10 protein-coding genes and 1 other annotated feature are annotated in these 16,667 nt (G+C 51.4%); of the genes, 3 read left to right on the forward strand and 7 right to left on the reverse strand.

Annotated features, from left to right (window positions below):
- Positions 1 to 70 precede the first annotated feature (70 nt).
- A complete protein-coding gene (gene trhO, locus F456_RS0112415; RefSeq protein ID WP_018977360.1) occupies positions 71 to 952 on the forward strand; it encodes an oxygen-dependent tRNA uridine(34) hydroxylase TrhO in 882 nt (293 codons plus the stop codon).
- A gap of 324 nt (positions 953 to 1,276) precedes the next feature.
- Here the strand turns inward: trhO and F456_RS0112420 are convergent, their stop codons facing one another.
- From F456_RS0112420 to F456_RS0112430, 3 genes are all read right to left on the reverse strand, one after another.
- Positions 1,277 to 1,528, reverse strand: a complete 252-nt coding sequence (locus F456_RS0112420) for a YolD-like family protein (RefSeq protein ID WP_018977361.1) — start codon at positions 1,526 to 1,528, stop codon at positions 1,277 to 1,279.
- 243 nt (positions 1,529 to 1,771) lie between these two features.
- Entirely contained in the window at positions 1,772 to 2,836 is a 1,065-nt protein-coding gene (locus F456_RS0112425) for an LLM class flavin-dependent oxidoreductase (RefSeq protein WP_018977362.1), read from the reverse strand.
- A 60-nt stretch (positions 2,837 to 2,896) separates the two neighbouring features.
- A complete protein-coding gene (locus F456_RS0112430) occupies positions 2,897 to 3,916 on the reverse strand; it encodes an acyltransferase family protein (RefSeq protein WP_018977363.1) in 1,020 nt (339 codons plus the stop codon).
- A gap of 384 nt (positions 3,917 to 4,300) precedes the next feature.
- Between F456_RS0112430 and F456_RS0112435 the strand changes: the two genes are divergently transcribed.
- Positions 4,301 to 6,418 (forward strand): sigma-70 family RNA polymerase sigma factor, encoded by a 2,118-nt coding sequence (locus tag F456_RS0112435; RefSeq protein WP_018977364.1) that lies wholly within the window; start codon positions 4,301 to 4,303, stop codon positions 6,416 to 6,418.
- A gap of 802 nt (positions 6,419 to 7,220) precedes the next feature.
- On the opposite strand, the gene F456_RS0112445 is transcribed toward F456_RS0112435, so the two are convergent.
- From F456_RS0112445 to tyrS, 4 genes are all read right to left on the reverse strand, one after another.
- Positions 7,221 to 7,748 carry a DinB family protein gene (locus tag F456_RS0112445; protein WP_018977366.1) on the reverse strand — a complete coding sequence of 176 codons (528 nt, stop codon included), beginning with the start codon at positions 7,746 to 7,748 and terminating at the stop codon, positions 7,221 to 7,223.
- Between the two features lie 25 nt (positions 7,749 to 7,773).
- Positions 7,774 to 8,742: a cysteine synthase A gene (gene cysK, locus F456_RS0112450; protein WP_018977367.1), complete on the reverse strand. Its 969-nt coding sequence runs from the start codon at positions 8,740 to 8,742 to the stop codon at positions 7,774 to 7,776.
- Between the two features lie 125 nt (positions 8,743 to 8,867).
- The gene (lacZ, locus tag F456_RS0112455) at positions 8,868 to 11,987 is read right to left on the reverse strand and encodes a beta-galactosidase, LacZ type (RefSeq protein ID WP_018977368.1); all 3,120 of its coding nucleotides are present in this window, start codon (positions 11,985 to 11,987) and stop codon (positions 8,868 to 8,870) included.
- A gap of 388 nt (positions 11,988 to 12,375) precedes the next feature.
- Positions 12,376 to 13,674 (reverse strand): tyrosine--tRNA ligase, encoded by a 1,299-nt coding sequence (tyrS, locus tag F456_RS0112460; RefSeq protein WP_018977369.1) that lies wholly within the window; start codon positions 13,672 to 13,674, stop codon positions 12,376 to 12,378.
- Positions 13,675 to 13,731: 57 nt separating this feature from the next.
- Positions 13,732 to 13,981 (reverse strand) — a binding site (T-box leader).
- A gap of 182 nt (positions 13,982 to 14,163) precedes the next feature.
- Between tyrS and F456_RS0112465 the strand changes: the two genes are divergently transcribed.
- Positions 14,164 to 16,323 carry a 5'-nucleotidase C-terminal domain-containing protein gene (locus tag F456_RS0112465; protein WP_018977370.1) on the forward strand — a complete coding sequence of 720 codons (2,160 nt, stop codon included), beginning with the start codon at positions 14,164 to 14,166 and terminating at the stop codon, positions 16,321 to 16,323.
- Positions 16,324 to 16,667 lie beyond the last annotated feature (344 nt).

Genomic DNA, 16,667 nt, shown 5'->3' on the forward strand with positions numbered 1-16,667 from the left:
TTTTAAGTTGCACGCAAGCATCCTACAGGAAGCTGCGGCAAAAATCAATGAAATCTCGGGTGATAAAATAATGGAAACACAGCCTTATCGCATTTTGCTTTTTTATAAATTCGTTCAGATCGACGATCCGGAAACGTTCACGGCCCAACATTTGCAGTACTGCAAAGACCTTGGTGTCAAAGGACGCATCCTGATCGCCGGCGAAGGAATTAACGGCACCCTGTCCGGTACGTATGAACAAACCGAGCAGTATATGAAAGATCTTCTGTCCGACGCGCGTTTCGAAGGTACTGTATTCAAGATCGACGAATCGGAAGAGCATGCATTCAAAAAACTGTTCGTGCGCCACAAAGAAGAATTGGTCACTTTCCGTTACGAAAAGGAACTCGATCCGAATGTGTTGTCCGGCAAACGGCTGTCTCCAAAAGAATTCCACGAGCAGCTTCAGCGGGACGACGTAATCGTGCTTGACGGACGCACGGATTACGAATACGATCTGGGCCATTTCCGGGGCGCGATTCGTCCGGATATCGATTCGTTCCGCGAGTTTCCGGAATGGATTCGTCAGAACATGGCCGAACACAAAGACAAAACGATCCTCACTTACTGCACAGGCGGTATCCGCTGCGAGAAATTGACCGGCTTTATGCTGGAAGAAGGCTTCGCGGACGTTGCACAGCTGGAAGGCGGTATCGTCACATACGGCAAGGACGAAGAAGTTCAGGGTGACCTGTTCGACGGAAAATGTTATGTATTCGACGAACGCATTTCGGTTCCGATCAACCATGTGGCTCCGAGCGTCGTCGGCAAATGCTATCATTGCGACGAACCGACCGACGTTTACGTTAACTGCCCGGTATGCAATCTGCAGCATTTGGTATGCGAATCCTGCGCGGACGAGCACAGCCATTACTGCTCGGACGAGTGCAAAGAATCCGTAGCGGCGGTGTAAAAGTTTCGCGGGGACGCTTGGAGACGCTGCGAGGCGGGGGAGCTTTCGATCGCTGTCAAAATCGGATTTCCTCTATTGAATTAGACGAGTCTAAGGTGGGAAATCCGATTTTAAAGGCGAACGCTACGCTACTCCAACTTCCCCCGCCCCTCCGCTGCGTATACGCGTCTCTGCTCTCTTTTGTTAAAATCTATAAGAAGCGGGCACATAGAACTCCCGCTGCTCAGAAAAAAAGGCTCTATCCGAGATGATCGGGCAGAGCTTTTTTTATTTCGCAGACTTGTTCTTCCGCGGTGCAGGGCACCTGCAAGATGAATCTAACCGTCAGTCGCGCGGATAGTTCACAGCCATAATGTCCATAAAAGGAACTTTTTGCGTTTCTTCTTCCTTCTCAACGTGCACTCTTCCGGTTCTTGAATCGAGCTTAACAATCATGCCTCGAACCGCCTCTTGTACTCCCCAGACCGTCAATTCCACAACGGATTTTTCCTGGTAGGCCTCAGTCAGTTGATTCCCTATTTCTTCCAGAACAAATTCGTCGCGGGTCGGCCGCTTTGCTACTTTTCCTTTTGCCAAACCGCTGCCTCCTTGCCTTACGCGTGATTTATTAATTATAACATCTTTATTCGTCAAAATCGCGTAAAAAAACGAATTTGATTGAACATTTTGCGTACATATGTTCCCCGTTGGTGTTCAAGCGAAATCCACTAAGCGGTACATGCGAATTAAAAAAGCCCCAGCCTCACCGAGCCGTTCAAAAGCAGGCTCCCGACTCAGCAAGCTGGGACTAAAATCGCTGCAAACCCTATCGCTAATTGGCTACAGCGCCGATTGGCCTGAAGGAATAGCGATATCCGCCAAAATTTCGTAAGAATGCAAACGCTCATTGTGATCATAAATACCGCTGGTTACAATCAGCTCATCGGCCTGCGTACGGGCCATCAGTTCGTGCAGGCGACGCTCGACCGTCTCTCGGTCACCGACGATCGAAGATTCCATTCGCTTGCGCACAGCGGTCAGCTCAAGCGGATCAAGCTGCAGCGACAAATCTGCAGGAGGCTGGATTTTGCCGGGACGACCTCGGGTCAGCGCAACGACCTGCTGCTGCATCGTTGTGGACAGCATTTCCGCTCTCTCCTGCGTATCCGCGGCAATTACCGAAACCCCTAACATGACATAAGGCTTGTCCAGCGTATCCGAGGGAGTAAATGTGTTCCGATATACGTTTAGCGCCCGGTCCAGGTAATCCGGCGAAAAGTGTCCCGCGAATGAGAATGGCAGCCCTAAACTGCCGGCAAGCCGCGCACTAAAATCGCTGGAGCCCAGCAGCCAGATCGGAATATTCAGGCCTTCGCCCGGCACGGCGCGGATCGGTGCATGATACGACGTCTTCGAAGTGTCGAAATAATTCCGAAGCTCTTCCAGCAGCTGCGGAAAATCTTCTCCGCTGTTAATATCGCGCCGCAGCGCGAGCGACGTCCGCCGGTCACTGCCGGGCGCACGGCCAAGACCCAGATCGATCCGGCCCGGATACATCGATTCCAGTGTGCCGAACTGCTCGGCAATCACGAGCGGTGCATGGTTCGGCAGCATAATGCCGCCTGCTCCGACGCGAATGGTCGACGTGCCCGCCGCCAGATAGCCGATCACCACTGAAGTAGCCGAACTCGCCACCCCCGGCATATTGTGATGCTCCGCTACCCAGTAACGATGATATCCCCACTTCTCGGCATGCTGCGCCAAATCCAGACTATCCCGGAAAGCATCGGCTGCAGTATGCCCTTCCAGCACTTGGGACAGATCAAGTACAGAAATCGGAATCTCTCCAAGCTTCTTTTCTGTATTTTCCTGTTCCCGATTTATCGGTTCATTCGATTGACTCATATTGATCTCTCCTTGTTCCTTCAAAATGTATAAGGTCGCTTCGCGATCAGGACTGCATATTTAACGTTGGACTTCCGCACCCTCGTCGGCGTCTTGCTTTTTGTACAAGCGGTCCAGCTTGGGTTCGAGCAGCCAGCGGAAGCGGCTGCGAATGAAACCGGAAGACAGCAGAGCCGTCAGCAGAATCCCGAACGGAATCAGCAGCAGCATCCATCGGGTATCGCCGTACACTTCATAAAATCCGGTCGCAATCAATCCTCTGACCAGAAACCCGTGCAGCAGGTACGCATACAGCGTATTGCGACCCAACCTCGATAACCCTCGAATATTCCGGCCCGTCATCAGAATCATTATTGCGCCGCCGATCAAGACTGCTGCTGCATAAGCCGCAAGACGGTAAATACCGGCACTCCATTCGGGATGCCCCAGATCGCGGTACGGCAAACTGCCGTAAAACCATTCGGTGCGAAACCCGTTCCCATAGTTTATCATAATGACGGCCGCCATACCCAATATAACCGCCGCAATTCCTTTCATCAGAGGTGTTCGCAGCCGGTCGACATCCGCTTTATCCAGATAATATCCGGCCAGGAAAAACGGGAAAAAGACAATCGTACGCGAAATGCTCGCATAGTATTCCGCATCCGCCGCATAACCGGCCAAAATTGCGATCGCAAACGAAATGGGCAGCGCCCAGCGGATCTTCACCGCGTACGGCAGCAGCATTTTCCAAATGATCATGCTGAAGATGAACCACATCAGCCAATACGGCGTAAAATACGAGAATCGCAATTTCTGCGCGCCCAACACGTAATAATCAAACAGCGAATAGAGCGTTTCGAAAATCAGATAAGGTACAATCAGCGAACCGACTACTTTAATTCGGTAATCGCCGCTCGTGATTCTTTTGCAGAAAAATCCTGAAATCAGCACGAACAGCGGAATATGGAACGAATAAATGAACAGATACAGCGGGCGAAAAATCTCGCTGCCGCTCAACGGTTCGATCAGATGGCCGACCACAACCAGCGCAATCAGCAGAACTTTTATATTGTCGAAATAAGCGTCTCTTTGCTGCATTTCATCTTCTCCTTCCCTTAGGCGAAAAGCCTATGCAGGGCGGCGGTATTTGGATCTGAATGGTTTGGAGACCTTATACCCGGAGCATTTGTGAATGAACCTCTATGTATGCCGTAAGCGGCGGGGAACGCTAAGCGAAAACGTCTCTCTATAAAGTGGTAAGCATCCATTCGTCGAAAGCGTTCATTCAATGAAGCAGCTCTGTTAATGGCCATATTTATCAGGAATAATGCTGGAGAGTCATCTTTTAAATCATGAGGACAGGTTACGGACAAAATGGACAAAGACATCAATTCGCATACCGAAAAAAGTTCGACGCCTAAAACTTTTTAAGACTTTGAACGGTCCAATGAACGTAAGACGCTTTGAAAGGAGAGGAAGATCTTGAATCCCTTTGAACTTGAAGCTGCGGTCAAAGCTGCCGCAGACGGGGACGCTTCGGCTTTTGCACAGCTGATCGAAGCCGAACGGACGCAAATGCTGCGAGTAGCCGGTTATTACGTCCGCAATCACATCGATGCCGAAGACGCTGTACAGGAAGCAATCTGCCGGGCTTTTACCGCGCTGCCGACACTCCGTGAACCCAAGTATTTTCGCACCTGGCTGACACGTATCGTAATCAACACTTCGATGAGCCTGCTTGAACGCAGCCGTAAAACGATTCCGACAGGTGGTGCAGAAGCGGAATACCTGACGGCCTCACACAAAGATACGGATGGGACGCTTGATCTGCTGCAGGCTGTGTCGGCGCTGCCGCCCAAAGTCCGTAGAGTGATCCTGTTGAAGTATATGCACGATCTCCGCTTAAAAGACATTGCGGAACTGCTGGAACTGCCGCTGGGCACTGTCAAAACCTATCAAAACAAAGGACTAAACCTACTGAGAACGTATTACCGGGAGGAGATTGAAGAGCGCAGACGCGCCGTAGAACCAATCGCTGCCGATTCGGCCGCATGGGAGGGAAAAGATATGGAGTCCGAACTGTCCGAAATGCTGCATCGATCGAGAGAACGTGCAAAAACACTGTTTGAGAATCAATCGGCAGTCGCGAGCGCGGAGCTGAAGCCTTTTATCGAAGATGTTTTCCGTCACGGAGATCAGGTACGCGAGCTGCTGTTTATCTGGACAAAGCCCGGCACTGAGATCGGAATATCCGTAACGCTGAGTCCTGACGGAGACCTCATCGATTACTCGGTCGATATGGAACTGTATACCGAACAAGAGAAATGTCTGCATCTGCCGCCAGAAGAACTGTTTGCCATCGGCGAGCGTTTTGTACGCGATCATTATCCCGATGCTCCAGATCAATTCAGTGCGCTGGAAATCGAAGACCGCGGCGATCGCGTCTTTTTCAGCTGTTCTCAATATGCGTCCGGCATGCCTCTGCCCCGTTCGGGCTTCTGGATTGACCTGCACCGTTCAGGGTTCGTCACTGCCTTCAAATATTTCGGATCCAAGCCAGAGCCGGTCATGCCGGATCATATACTGACGCCGGAGGAACTGCTGGAAGAGGTTGCGAAAGATCTCAGCATGAAACTGTACTTTATGAGACTGCACGAATCCGTTCATTCGCAGGGCGACGATCGGCTCCATCTGGTTTATATGCCCCAACCTTATCTGATCAATCGACCCGCGGTACCAGAATCCGGCGAATCGAAAAAAAACGCTCAAGCAAAAGACGACTACGATCCGTGCGCAGGTGCGAACGAGCCGATCTTGGAGGTGCTGCGCCGAAACGAACCAGGTGTACCGGCAGATCCCGAAACACTGCTTGAATCGTTGGGCATCAGCGAAGCCGAATACGAGGTTTTGCGCGAAGTCGACATGGGGAGCGAACGGGGCGTCGTCTACCGGCGCAGAGAGGCTGTTCCCGCAGCGGAAGCGGTAGATTCCACAGATCCTTACACGCTGTACCGATATATGCAGGCACGAAACGAAGAAACAGTTAAGGTCCGGTTTGATCGTGACAGCGGGCGAATCAGCAGCTTCATCGATTTTCGTGAAGAAACCGGCATCCTGCAGCTCGATGATCGTGCTTGCCTGGAGATTGCGCTGAATCTGCTGCATACGGCGGATCCGTTTGTTTTTCCCCATCTGCGGTTGAATCTGGAGGAAGAAGAGGACAAAGAAACGGAGCAGCCGAGCCGACAGAACGCAGGGTTTAACTTCTCGGTATGCAAAGACAGTGTTCCCGGATTTTCACATCATGTATCGGTTTCCGTCAATCGGACGACAGGACGTATCAACCATTATATGAGCGCAGATCTGGGCATGGAAGAACTGGAGAAGTTGTCGTTGGTTCCTTCCTTGCCGCTGGAAGAAGCGAAACGCCGGCTGATTGCAGCTCTCGAACCGCGTTTGATATGGGAACTCGATTATTCCGATGACCGCTCCGGCGATGGGCATTATATGCTTCGTTATAAGCTGGTCGAACGAGAATCGGGACTCAGCGTTCGCATGATTGAAGCTCATACGGGGCAGATTGTAACTGATAATTTTTAACGATTGTTGATGCTTAAGATTATTTATGTGCTTAAGATCGTTTATGTACTTAAGATCGTTTATGTGCTTAAGATCGTTAATATTCAGCTATTGTCGAAAGCTTATAGTGCATTTAAAGCTGCGGAAAAGTTCGTGTTCAAGAATTATATTCAAAATTTCATGTTCTATGTTCTATGTTCTATGTTCTATGTTCTATGTTCTATGTTCTATGTTCTATGTTCTATGTTCTATGCTCTATGCTCTATGCTCTATGCTCTATGCTCTATGCTCTATGCGCCAACCTATCTCAGCCAGATCCGAAAGAGTCTATTGCAGATGTAAGAGTGGAAAAAAGAAAAATAAATGCGCATATACACTTATTTTTCTCAAATTTTTGACTTTCGCTGAAATAAGTGCTCTCATACACTTATTTTAGCGTTTTTGCGTTTCTAACCATACTTCCCTGTTGAATAGTTGTACCGGTGCACTTATTGTACGATTTGGCGAGCTTTTCCGGAAAATAATTGCATATAAGCACTTATTGGACTTTACGTCGAATCTTATTAATTAAATCTTGTTAATTAAGTCTTATTAGTCGCATCTTATGTATCATTCCTTATTGAACACGTCCTATTACGGCGTATGCGCAAACCAATAATCGACTTCGTATTTTATGTTCAACGGCTTCATTTAAATTGGAAAACCGGACCTCTAGGCGTTAAAAGCATCTTCTATTCGAAAAAGTTGATGAGTTTGCGTACACGTCCTAGTCAAACAGCCCGTCCTCTTCGCGAAGGCGGGCTGTTTACAACAAAGTTCGATTTTAACGTCTGCGCAGTGTACCGAGTATCCGGAAGATTTGTCCGCGATGATGGGCTTCGTGTTCGATCAGATGATAGACGATCCATTCCGGAGTCACATCGTATTCGCCCGGCAAACTGCGGAACGTTCGCCAATCCTCCAGATCGACTGACCGGAGTTTTTCCAGAAAATCGCTTCTCACGACACTCAGCCGATTCAGATGATCTTCCAGACTTTCGCCTGGAGGAGAATAGATTTCTCCGGATTCGCTGCGCGCTGACCGGGGAAACCAAGGTTCGATATGGGGGGCCAACTTCTTCTGTTCCAGCAGATCGAAATACAGCCAGCTCGTTTCTACTTCGGCGATATGATAGAGCAGCGAAGCAATCGTTGAAAGGTTGTCATCAAGCGGCGTATCCAATTCTTCCTGCGTAACATCTTGAAGCTTGTGCAGCAGATCGCGGCGTACATCTTCCATCATCCACAGCTGACGTCCGATCTCTTCCGGATAGTCCGGCAAAGCGGAGATATACAGCTTTTTTTGTTCCATTCCTTGTCTCTCCTCTGCTCTTTGTTCAGTCGAAAATTCCCATGCTTAAGTAGCGTTCGCCGGTATCGGGTGCAATGCAGACCACTCGTTTGCCCGGACCGAGACGTTTCGCTACCTGCATCGCCGCATAGACTGATGCTCCGGAAGACGGACCGAGCAGCATGCCTTCAAGCCGGGCCAGATCGCGCATCGTACCGAGCGCTTCGTCGTCCTGAATCCGAATGATTTCATCGTACACGTCCGTATTGAGGATTGACGGCACGAACCCGGGACTTGTGCCCACAAGCTTATGCGGTCCAGGCACGCCGCCGGACAGCACTGGTGATCCCTCCGGCTCGACGACCGATATGTGCAGGTCTGGCAGTACACTTCTCAGCATCTCGCCGGTTCCGGTAATAGTGCCTCCGGTTCCCGCCGTCGCGACAAAAGCATCCAGCCGTCCTTCCATCTGCTCCAAAATCTCCATAGCCGTCGTCCCCCGATGGGCATCCGGATTGGCCTGGTTCTCGAACTGCTGCGGAATGAAGCTTCCCGGGATCGAAGTCTGCAGCTCAAGCGCTTTGGCGATTGCACCCGGCATCCGCTCGGTGCTGGGCGTGAGCACCACTTCGGCTCCGTATGCCTTGAGCAGATTGATCCGCTCGCGCGACATATTGTCCGGCATGATCAGAATCGCCCGATAGCCGCGTGCCGCCGCGATCATGGCCAAGCCGATGCCGGTATTGCCGCTCGTCGGTTCGATGATTGTGCTGCCCGACGCAAGTCTGCCGTCTCGCTCTGCCGCTTCGATCAATCCGCGTGCGGCGCGGTCTTTAACGCTGCCGGACGGATTGAAATATTCCAGCTTCACATAAATTTCCGCCGCGTTTGCCGGAGCCGTTCGTCCGAGACGAACCAGCGGCGTACCGCCGATCAGGTCGACGATACTGTCGTAGACTTTCGGATTCGGTGTGCCTCCAATTGATCCGTCAGTGGATGATTTTTCTCTTTTCATGACAGTTCCCCCTTCCTGCTTCATCCTATTGTACAACGCAGCGGCACAACATAGTATTACGTAAAAAGGAGCGGCCGAGGCCGCTCCTTTGTAAACGATCAAATGGTTCGACCTCAGTCGAATCCTTACCGCCCCGAAGACAAACCGCGCAGCGAAAATCCGTACGTATACGTCGTATTTGCAGGAAGCGTAAACTCTTCATGCGTCTTCGCCTGCCAGCTGTCGTCGCCGCCAACGCCCATTTGCCGGTGATTGATCCGCAGAATGGTCCGGTCTGACTTCGGCAGTTTGTAACTGTGGTCGCAGGCCTCTAATGTTGCCGGCGTGTAAGGCAGTGCGTTCAATTCGATTTCCGGCAAACCTTCCACACGCAATCCGAGTCCGTTCTCGCCGGTCAATTCCGCCCAACGTACGCCTGTTTTGTTGCCGGCTTCCTGCGGTCGCAGGTACGGAGTGAGCTGCTGGGAAACGAGTCCCGAATAGATGCCCAGACGCGCTCCCGTATGACGATCCCAGTAGTTCTCATGCGGTCCGCGGCCGTACCATTTCAACTGTTCCAGCGTTCCGTCCAGCTCCAGCAGCACGCCGATTTCCGGAATCTCCGGCAGACCCGCTCCCGGTTTCAGCGTCAGCGATACGCCGACCTCGCCCGAAGACTGAACTTCATAGCGCATTACCGCTTCGGATACCGGCACAGTCGGCAGTTCCAGCAGAGCTTCTACCGTCACGCCATTTTCCGCACCGGACACATCGAGGCTGCGCAGCTTGCGCTTGCTTCCCGCTTCGCGCCAGATGCCGCTGCGTTCTTCAAGCTTGTTCCCCCGGTCGTTATCGGTCAGCGCACGCCAGAAGTTAGGCCGTACCGGAGCCAGCAGCAGTTCCTGCCCGTTTAGAAGCAGCGAAGACAGATCACCACTTTGCTTATTGAACGTGACTGCAAATCCATCGCCCGATACAGTCAACGACATGCCATCGTCTTCCGACTTGAGCGGTGTTCCCGCAGCAGTGCCCGAAGCGGATACAAACGAAGCTTCTTCGACTTTTTGCGCCGGAAGCACAAACTGTCCGAATGCGACTTCATGTCCTTTTGCCGCCCAGAAACGATCTTCCCGCTCTGTGAAACTCAACGTCAGCGTATGCTCGCCCTGCTGCGTCGGCACTGTAAACGGCACTTCCACTTCCGCCGATTCCCCTGCGGCCAACTGTAAAGGCAGCGTTCCGCGCTCGACGACTTCGCCTTCTCGTGCAATTTCCCAGTTCAGTTGATAACGGTCCAGATCCGTAAACAGGAAATCGTTTAGAATACGAACTGTGCCTTTTTCCAAATTCACCGCTTCGAAGCGTACATTCTGGTAACAAGCTTTAAGCTCGTCCAATTTCGGCGAAACCTTACGATCTGCAAAGATTAAGCCATCGCCGCAGAACGTGCCGTCATGAGGCGATTCGCCGAAATCTCCGCCGTAGGCCAGATACTCGACGCCGTCCGCGGTTTTCGTGCGAATGGCTTGGTCAATCCAATCCCAGATGAATCCGCCCTGCAGCACCGGGTATTTGTATGTCAGATCCGTGTACTTGAACAGGTTTCCGCAGGAATTGCCCATAGCGTGGCTATATTCGCACAGGATGAACGGCTTTTTCGGATCGTTCTGCGCGTACTTCTCCACGTTCTGAGGCGTCGTATACATATGGCTCTCGATATCCGTCGCATCTTCCCATTTGCGCGCATGGAACGTTCCTTCGTAATGCACGAGACGGGTCTTGTCGACGGCGCGGAAGAAGTTCGCCATATGCAGGAAGTTGTCCCCGCCCCACGACTCGTTGCCGAGCGACCAGATAATGATCGAAGGATGGTTTTTGTCGCGCTGATACATGGAGTTGGCCCGGTCGAGTACGTTGGCGCGCCAGTGCGGCTTGCTGCCCGGCACCGTGCGCTCGACTTCTTCGGTCTGCCCGTATTCCCAGCTGCCATGCGTCTCCAGATTCGTTTCGTCGATCACATACAGCCCGTATTCGTCGCACAGTTCGTACCAGCGTGTCTGGTTCGGATAGTGGGATGTCCGCACTGCATTGACATTATAGGCTTTCATCAGTTTAATATCGGCGATCATTTCTTCTTCGGTCACCGCACGGCCTCTGTCGGCGCTGAATTCGTGACGATTGACGCCTTTGAATACAATTCTTCTGCCGTTAATTTTCATTACACCGTCTTCAATCGCGAAATGCCGGAAACCTACCCGAAGTTTAACCGCTTCGACTTCGCCCTGTTCATCGGATAAGGTCAGCACAATTGTGTACAGGTTCGGAGATTCAGCCGACCACTGCGCCGGCTTCGGTACGGATGTCGACAGGTCGGCGGCATACAGCGTATCTTTGAGAATTTCGATCTCGCTTGACATACGCTCTACCACTTCGCTGCCCGAAGCGTCGAGCAGACGGGCTTCGATCCGGTAGACGCCGGCTTTCTTGCCCAGCGGGTTACCGATCTGTACACCCAACTGCAGGTATCCGTTCTCGAAGCGATCATCCAGCTCGGCTGCTGCCAGCACGTCTGCGATCTGAACTTTCGGTTTGCTGTACAGATACACGTCGCGGAAAATGCCGCTCATCCGCCAGAAATCCTGATCCTCCAGCCAGCTTGCGTCGCACCAATGATAAACCTGCACCGCCAGCTTGTTTTCCCCTTTTTGCAAATACGGAGTCAGCAGGAATTCGGCCGGTGTAAAGGTGTCTTCGCTGTAACCGACCAAATCTCCGTTCACCCATACATAGAAGCAGGACTCGACGCCCTGAAAGCTGATGTAGACCGGATCTTCTTCCCAATTCTCCGGTACGGTGAACGTCCGCACGTAAGAACCGACGGGATTGAATTCGGTCGGCGCGAATGGAGGTTCAATCTTCTCCCGTTCTTCCCACGGATAACGGACGTTGGTGTAATGAGGATAATCGTAGCCGTGCAGCTGCCAGTGGGCAGGAACCGGAATATCCGCCCAATCCGACGTATCGTAACCGGTTTCATAAAAGTTTTCGGGACGATCGGCTGGCTTGTCCACATGATGGAACTTCCAAGTTCCGTTAAGCGATTGAATGCGGCTGGAGCCTTTCTCGGCGCGCAGTGCTTCTTCCGATGTCGCGTAAGGAATCAAGCTCGCATGAGCATCCAGTCGATTAAGTTGAAAAATTTCGGGATTATTGTTCCATTCCGGATAACCATTTTCGGGAGCTGTGTACTTATATTTTTTGAACATTCCTCTTCACCTCGCCTGCAAAATGAAAGCCTTTTCCTGATGACTGAAACTGTGTCTTAGGCTTAGTGTACACTGTCTTCGAACAAAAAGAAAAGCTCTGTCTTAAAGCTGCGTTTCACGCACTTTTACGAAAACGTAATCGGATAAAAAAGTTGGACATAAATTTCCGTATTCTTATATGTCTATCAAAAAATAAAGATTAAATCTTGTTAAAAAGGCGCTTGTGTAATTGTACAAATTATAGATTTCGGTAATTTTTTTATGCTTTTTTAATGTGATAGTCTTCTTAAAATGAGTTCCCCTTTTTCTCGGTGATGAAAAAAGAGCATAGAAAAAGCGGATAAGGCGCTGCTGCGCCCTACCCGCTTATAGTTAAACTTTTATTCAATCAGTCTTCGAATTTGACGACGAAGTAATTCTTTTTGCCGCGGCGCAGAACCAATGTCTTGCCGTGCAAACGATCCTCGGAAGTAATGACCGTTTCGATCGAAGTGCGCTTCTCGCCGTTAACGGAGATTGCACCGCTCTGAATATCTTTGCGCGCTTGTCCTTTGGATGGAGCGGCTCCAGCTTCGACCAGCAGGTCGATCAGCAGCGGCTCGCTCGATGCGGCAGCAGAAGTTGTCGGCATATCGGCCAAAGCTTCGTTCAAATCGACTTCGTTCAATTCAGCGAAGCTTCCGGAGAACAATGCTGCCGTAATTTTCTCCGCGCTTTCCACCGCTTCGTCGCCATGAACCAAGCTCGTTACGCGTCGTGCGAGTTCGCGCTGTGCAATCCGCTTTTCCGGTGCTTCCAGATGCTGTGATTCCAATGCTTCGATCTCTTCACGATTCAGGAAAGTGAAGTACTTCAGGAACTTGATTACATCAGCATCATCCGTATTGATCCAGAACTGGTAGAACGCGTATGCGCTTGTCTTGCTGCGGTCCAGCCAGATCGCGCCGGACTCGGACTTGCCGAACTTTTTGCCGTCGCTTTTCGTCACGAGCGGCATTGTCATACCGAACACGTCTCCGCCGCCTGTCTTGCTAATCAGGTCGAGGCCTGCCGTAATATTGCCCCACTGGTCGCTTCCGCCGAGCTGCAGCTTGCAGTTCTCTTCCTTATTCAAGCGCTGGAAGTCGTAAGCCTGCAGAATCATGTAGGAAAATTCGGTAAACGTAATACCGTTCGCCAGACGGGAGTCGACAGAATCTTTGGCCAGCATGTAGTTGACCGTGAAGTTTTTGCCTACATCGCGCAGGAAGTCGATGAATGTGATTGGACCGAGCCAGTCGTAGTTGCTGACCATCTTCGCCGGCACCTTTGCGTCGCCTGTGCCGAAGTCCAGGAAGCGCGACAGCTGGTTTTGCAGCTTTTTCGTCCAGTCTGCGACTGTCTCTGCCGTGTTCAGCGAACGTTCAACCGAACGGCCGCTCGGATCGCCGATCATTCCCGTACCGCCGCCTACTAGAGCGATTGCCCGGTGTCCGGCGAGTTGAAAGCGTCTCATTGTCAGTACAGGCAGCAGGTGACCGATATGCAGGCTGTCCGCCGTCGGATCAAAGCCGTTGTACAGCGTTACCGACTCTTCGTTCAGCGTTTTCTGCAGTTCCTCGCGGTGTGTAACCTGGTAGATCAGTCCTCTATACTCCAGATCGTCCATCAGCGCATTGGCTTCGATCGGGTTTTGTTCATTTGTCATGTTCGGTTCCTCCTTCGGAATGTGGAAAAATAAAAAAGACCCGGCCTGCTGCATTTCTGCAGGGACGAGTCTTAATCGCGGTACCACCCTTAATTGGAAAGGCGCTTGCATTTGGAGCATCTGCGCGTTTCCCACTTTGAGGTCCGATAACGTGGACAATTCCGTCCCGTTCCTTCCGCTCTCGCGGTTTCGGAAACGGGAAGCTCCGGGACGTAATTCATATTCATTCGTCTACCGACTCGCACCAACCGCCGGCTCTCTGAAAGTACAGATCTGAATACTACTGGATTCCCTTCAATGCTTATTATGGCGCTCCGCAGGCCGGGCGCTTGCTGATTCCTTTTATAACACGACTGCATCAAATCTGTCAAACTCATTCCTCCAAAACAATTTAAAATATATTTAACATAGCGTTTACACAATCTTCGATTTCAAAAAATTTCATGTGATACAATGTGACGGCACGAATTCATAATCTGGGAGGAATACATGTTCATGAATTGGAAAAATTGGAGAAAGCCCTCTGTTGGCCTTGCAGCGGCTGCACTGCTGTCGGCACAGCTGTTCGGGACTGCAAGCACCGTATCGGCGGCTCCCGGCGATGTAGAAGTTCACCTGCTCGGCATCAACGATTTGCACGGCCAGCTTGATACGACTTCCACTGTTGCTGACAAACCGGCAGGTACAGCGGCCATTCTCGCTACATATTTGAAAGAGGCTCAGGCCAAATACGAACATTCACTTCTGTTCCATAACGGCGACTCGGTAGGTGCCTCCGCTCCGGTCTCTTCGCTTGAGCGCGACGAACCGACCATTGAATGGATGAACATGATGGGCTTCGACGTCGGCTCCCTGGGCAACCATGAATTCGACCATGGGATTGCAGCACTCAAGGCTCAGCTGAACGGCGGACTCGATCCGAAAGACGGCAAAGTTATGCACGGGGGTTCGAAATTCCCTTATGTAAACGCCAATGCGATTGAAGAAGCTACAGGCAAACCTCTAGTCGATCCTTACGTAATCAAAGAAGTCGGCGGCGTGAAGATTGGCTTTATCGGTCTCGTCACAAAGCAAACACCTTCCAAGGTTTCGCCTGCAGGTACGGCCGGCGTACGCTTCCTGAGCGCAGCTGAAGAAGTCGCTGCCGTCAATAAATATGCGAAAGAACTGCAGGAGCAAGGCGTAGAAACAATCGTTATCCTCGCACACGATCCGGCTTCCACCAAGGAAGGCGTAACGACAGGCGAAGCTGCGGATCTCGCAAAAGCTCTTCCGTCAGACACTCCGGTCGACGTAATCGTGGCAGGCGACAATCACGCTATGGCCAATGGCGAAGTCAACGGTATTCTGATCGTACAAGCGTACTCTTACGGTACGGCTTTCGAAGATATCAAACTGTTGATCGATCCGAATACAGGCGATGTAACGGAAAAGTCGGCAACTGTGACTACCACTTTCCAGGAAGGTGTAAAGCCTGACGCGGATACGGTTGCTCTCGTTAAAAAGTACCTCGATAAGCACCCGGAACTGACCAAGCCGGTCGGCACAACGGACGGTTCGGTAACACGGACAGATGCTTACAACAATGAAGCTGCACTTGGCAACCTGATTGCCGATGCCATGCGTTCAGCCGACTTTGGCGATAACGCGGAAGATGCTGACTTTGCTTTCATGAACCCGGGCGGTATTCGTGCGGACATGCCGAAAGGCGATATCACATTCGCCGATCTGGCGAAGATCCAACCTTTCGGCAATACGCTGGTAAAACTGACGCTGACAGGCGACCAAGTGAAGCAGCTGCTGCAGCAGCAGTGGGGCACTAACGCTGACGGCACGCCGAATACGAAGACGCTGCAAATTTCGGGACTGAAATACAGCGCCGACATGAACAAGCCGGTCGCTCAGCGTATCACCTCGCTTACGCTGGCTGATGGCACACCGATCGATCCGAAGAAGTCGTATACAGCAGTCGTGAACAACTTCATGGCAGGCGGCGGCGACAACTATAAGGTCCTGACCGAAGCAAGCGAGTCTCTTGCGGGCCCAACAGACCTTGACGTATTCTATTCGTACATCGTGGATACGTTCAAAGGCGGCGCCATTACGGCAGCAGTTGAAGGACGCATCACTAACACACCTGCAGCCGGCGAAGAAAAGCCGGACGCCGACGGTCCTGCAACAGGACGCCCTGCGACACCGACAAGCGAGTCTATCTCCCGTGCGGACTTTGTGTCCATGCTGGTCGAATCGCTTGGACTGAACCAAGCTTCCACATCCGCAGTATTCACCGACGTAGCGGCTGATGCTCCTTACGCCGATGCAATTGCCGAAGCGGTTAACGCCGGATTCATCAAAGGCTACGGCGCAGGCAAATTCCATCCGGATCGCTCGATCACTCGCGAAGAGATGGCGACAATTCTTGCCGCTGTTCTGAAGCAGCAGCTTCCGACTGTTAATGCGACATCCGTATTGGGTACGTTCGAAGACGCTTCGACAGTAGCGGCTTACGCTAAAACTCCGGTTGCCCAGCTTGTACAAATGGGTATTCTGGACGCAGCCGAGCCAGGTAGCTTCCTGCCGAAAAATGCGGTTCTGTCCACTGAAGCAGAATCCGTAATCGAACAGGTTCTGGCGGCTTCCGCTTCGTAATTTAGATTCATAATTCGAATTCGTAATTCGGAACATGTAATAAGAATGTCGGAATTCCAATTGGCTGCCGGATCTGCCGTAAGCCCATAGAGTACGATCATCCGACGAAAAAACGTCCCGCTCCATTCCCTTTCGAGGGAAGAGGAGCCGGGACGTTTTTTCTTGTATGCGTCCATCCTGCTTCTTACTACAGCGCTCTATAAGTTTTACAGCTGGCTGCAAAACTTATAAAGGCTCTCTAGAAGTTTTACAGCTGGCTGCAAAACTTATAAAGGCTCTCTAGAAGTTTTACAGCTGGCTGCAAAGCTTATAAAGGCTCTCTAGAAGCTTTTAGAAGCTCTCTA

It is taken from the genome of Saccharibacillus kuerlensis DSM 22868, from assembly GCF_000378145.1.
In the GTDB taxonomy this organism is placed as follows: domain Bacteria; phylum Bacillota; class Bacilli; order Paenibacillales; family Paenibacillaceae; genus Saccharibacillus; species Saccharibacillus kuerlensis.

Bases quoted from the DNA above. Each gene is read 5' to 3' on its own strand.
- trhO (WP_018977360.1), top strand. From the start codon at position 71: ATGGAAACACAGCCTTATCGCATTTTGCTTTTTTATAAATTCGTTCAG.
- F456_RS0112425 (WP_018977362.1), bottom strand. From the start codon at position 2,836: ATGAGTCAATCGAATGAACCGATAAATCGGGAACAGGAAAATACAGAA.
- F456_RS0112430 (WP_018977363.1), bottom strand. From the start codon at position 3,916: ATGCAGCAAAGAGACGCTTATTTCGACAATATAAAAGTTCTGCTGATT.
- F456_RS0112445 (WP_018977366.1), bottom strand. From the start codon at position 7,748: ATGGAACAAAAAAAGCTGTATATCTCCGCTTTGCCGGACTATCCGGAA.
- cysK (WP_018977367.1), bottom strand. From the start codon at position 8,742: ATGAAAAGAGAAAAATCATCCACTGACGGATCAATTGGAGGCACACCG.
- lacZ (WP_018977368.1), bottom strand. From the start codon at position 11,987: ATGTTCAAAAAATATAAGTACACAGCTCCCGAAAATGGTTATCCGGAA.
- tyrS (WP_018977369.1), bottom strand. From the start codon at position 13,674: ATGACAAATGAACAAAACCCGATCGAAGCCAATGCGCTGATGGACGAT.
- F456_RS0112465 (WP_018977370.1), top strand. From the start codon at position 14,164: ATGTTCATGAATTGGAAAAATTGGAGAAAGCCCTCTGTTGGCCTTGCA.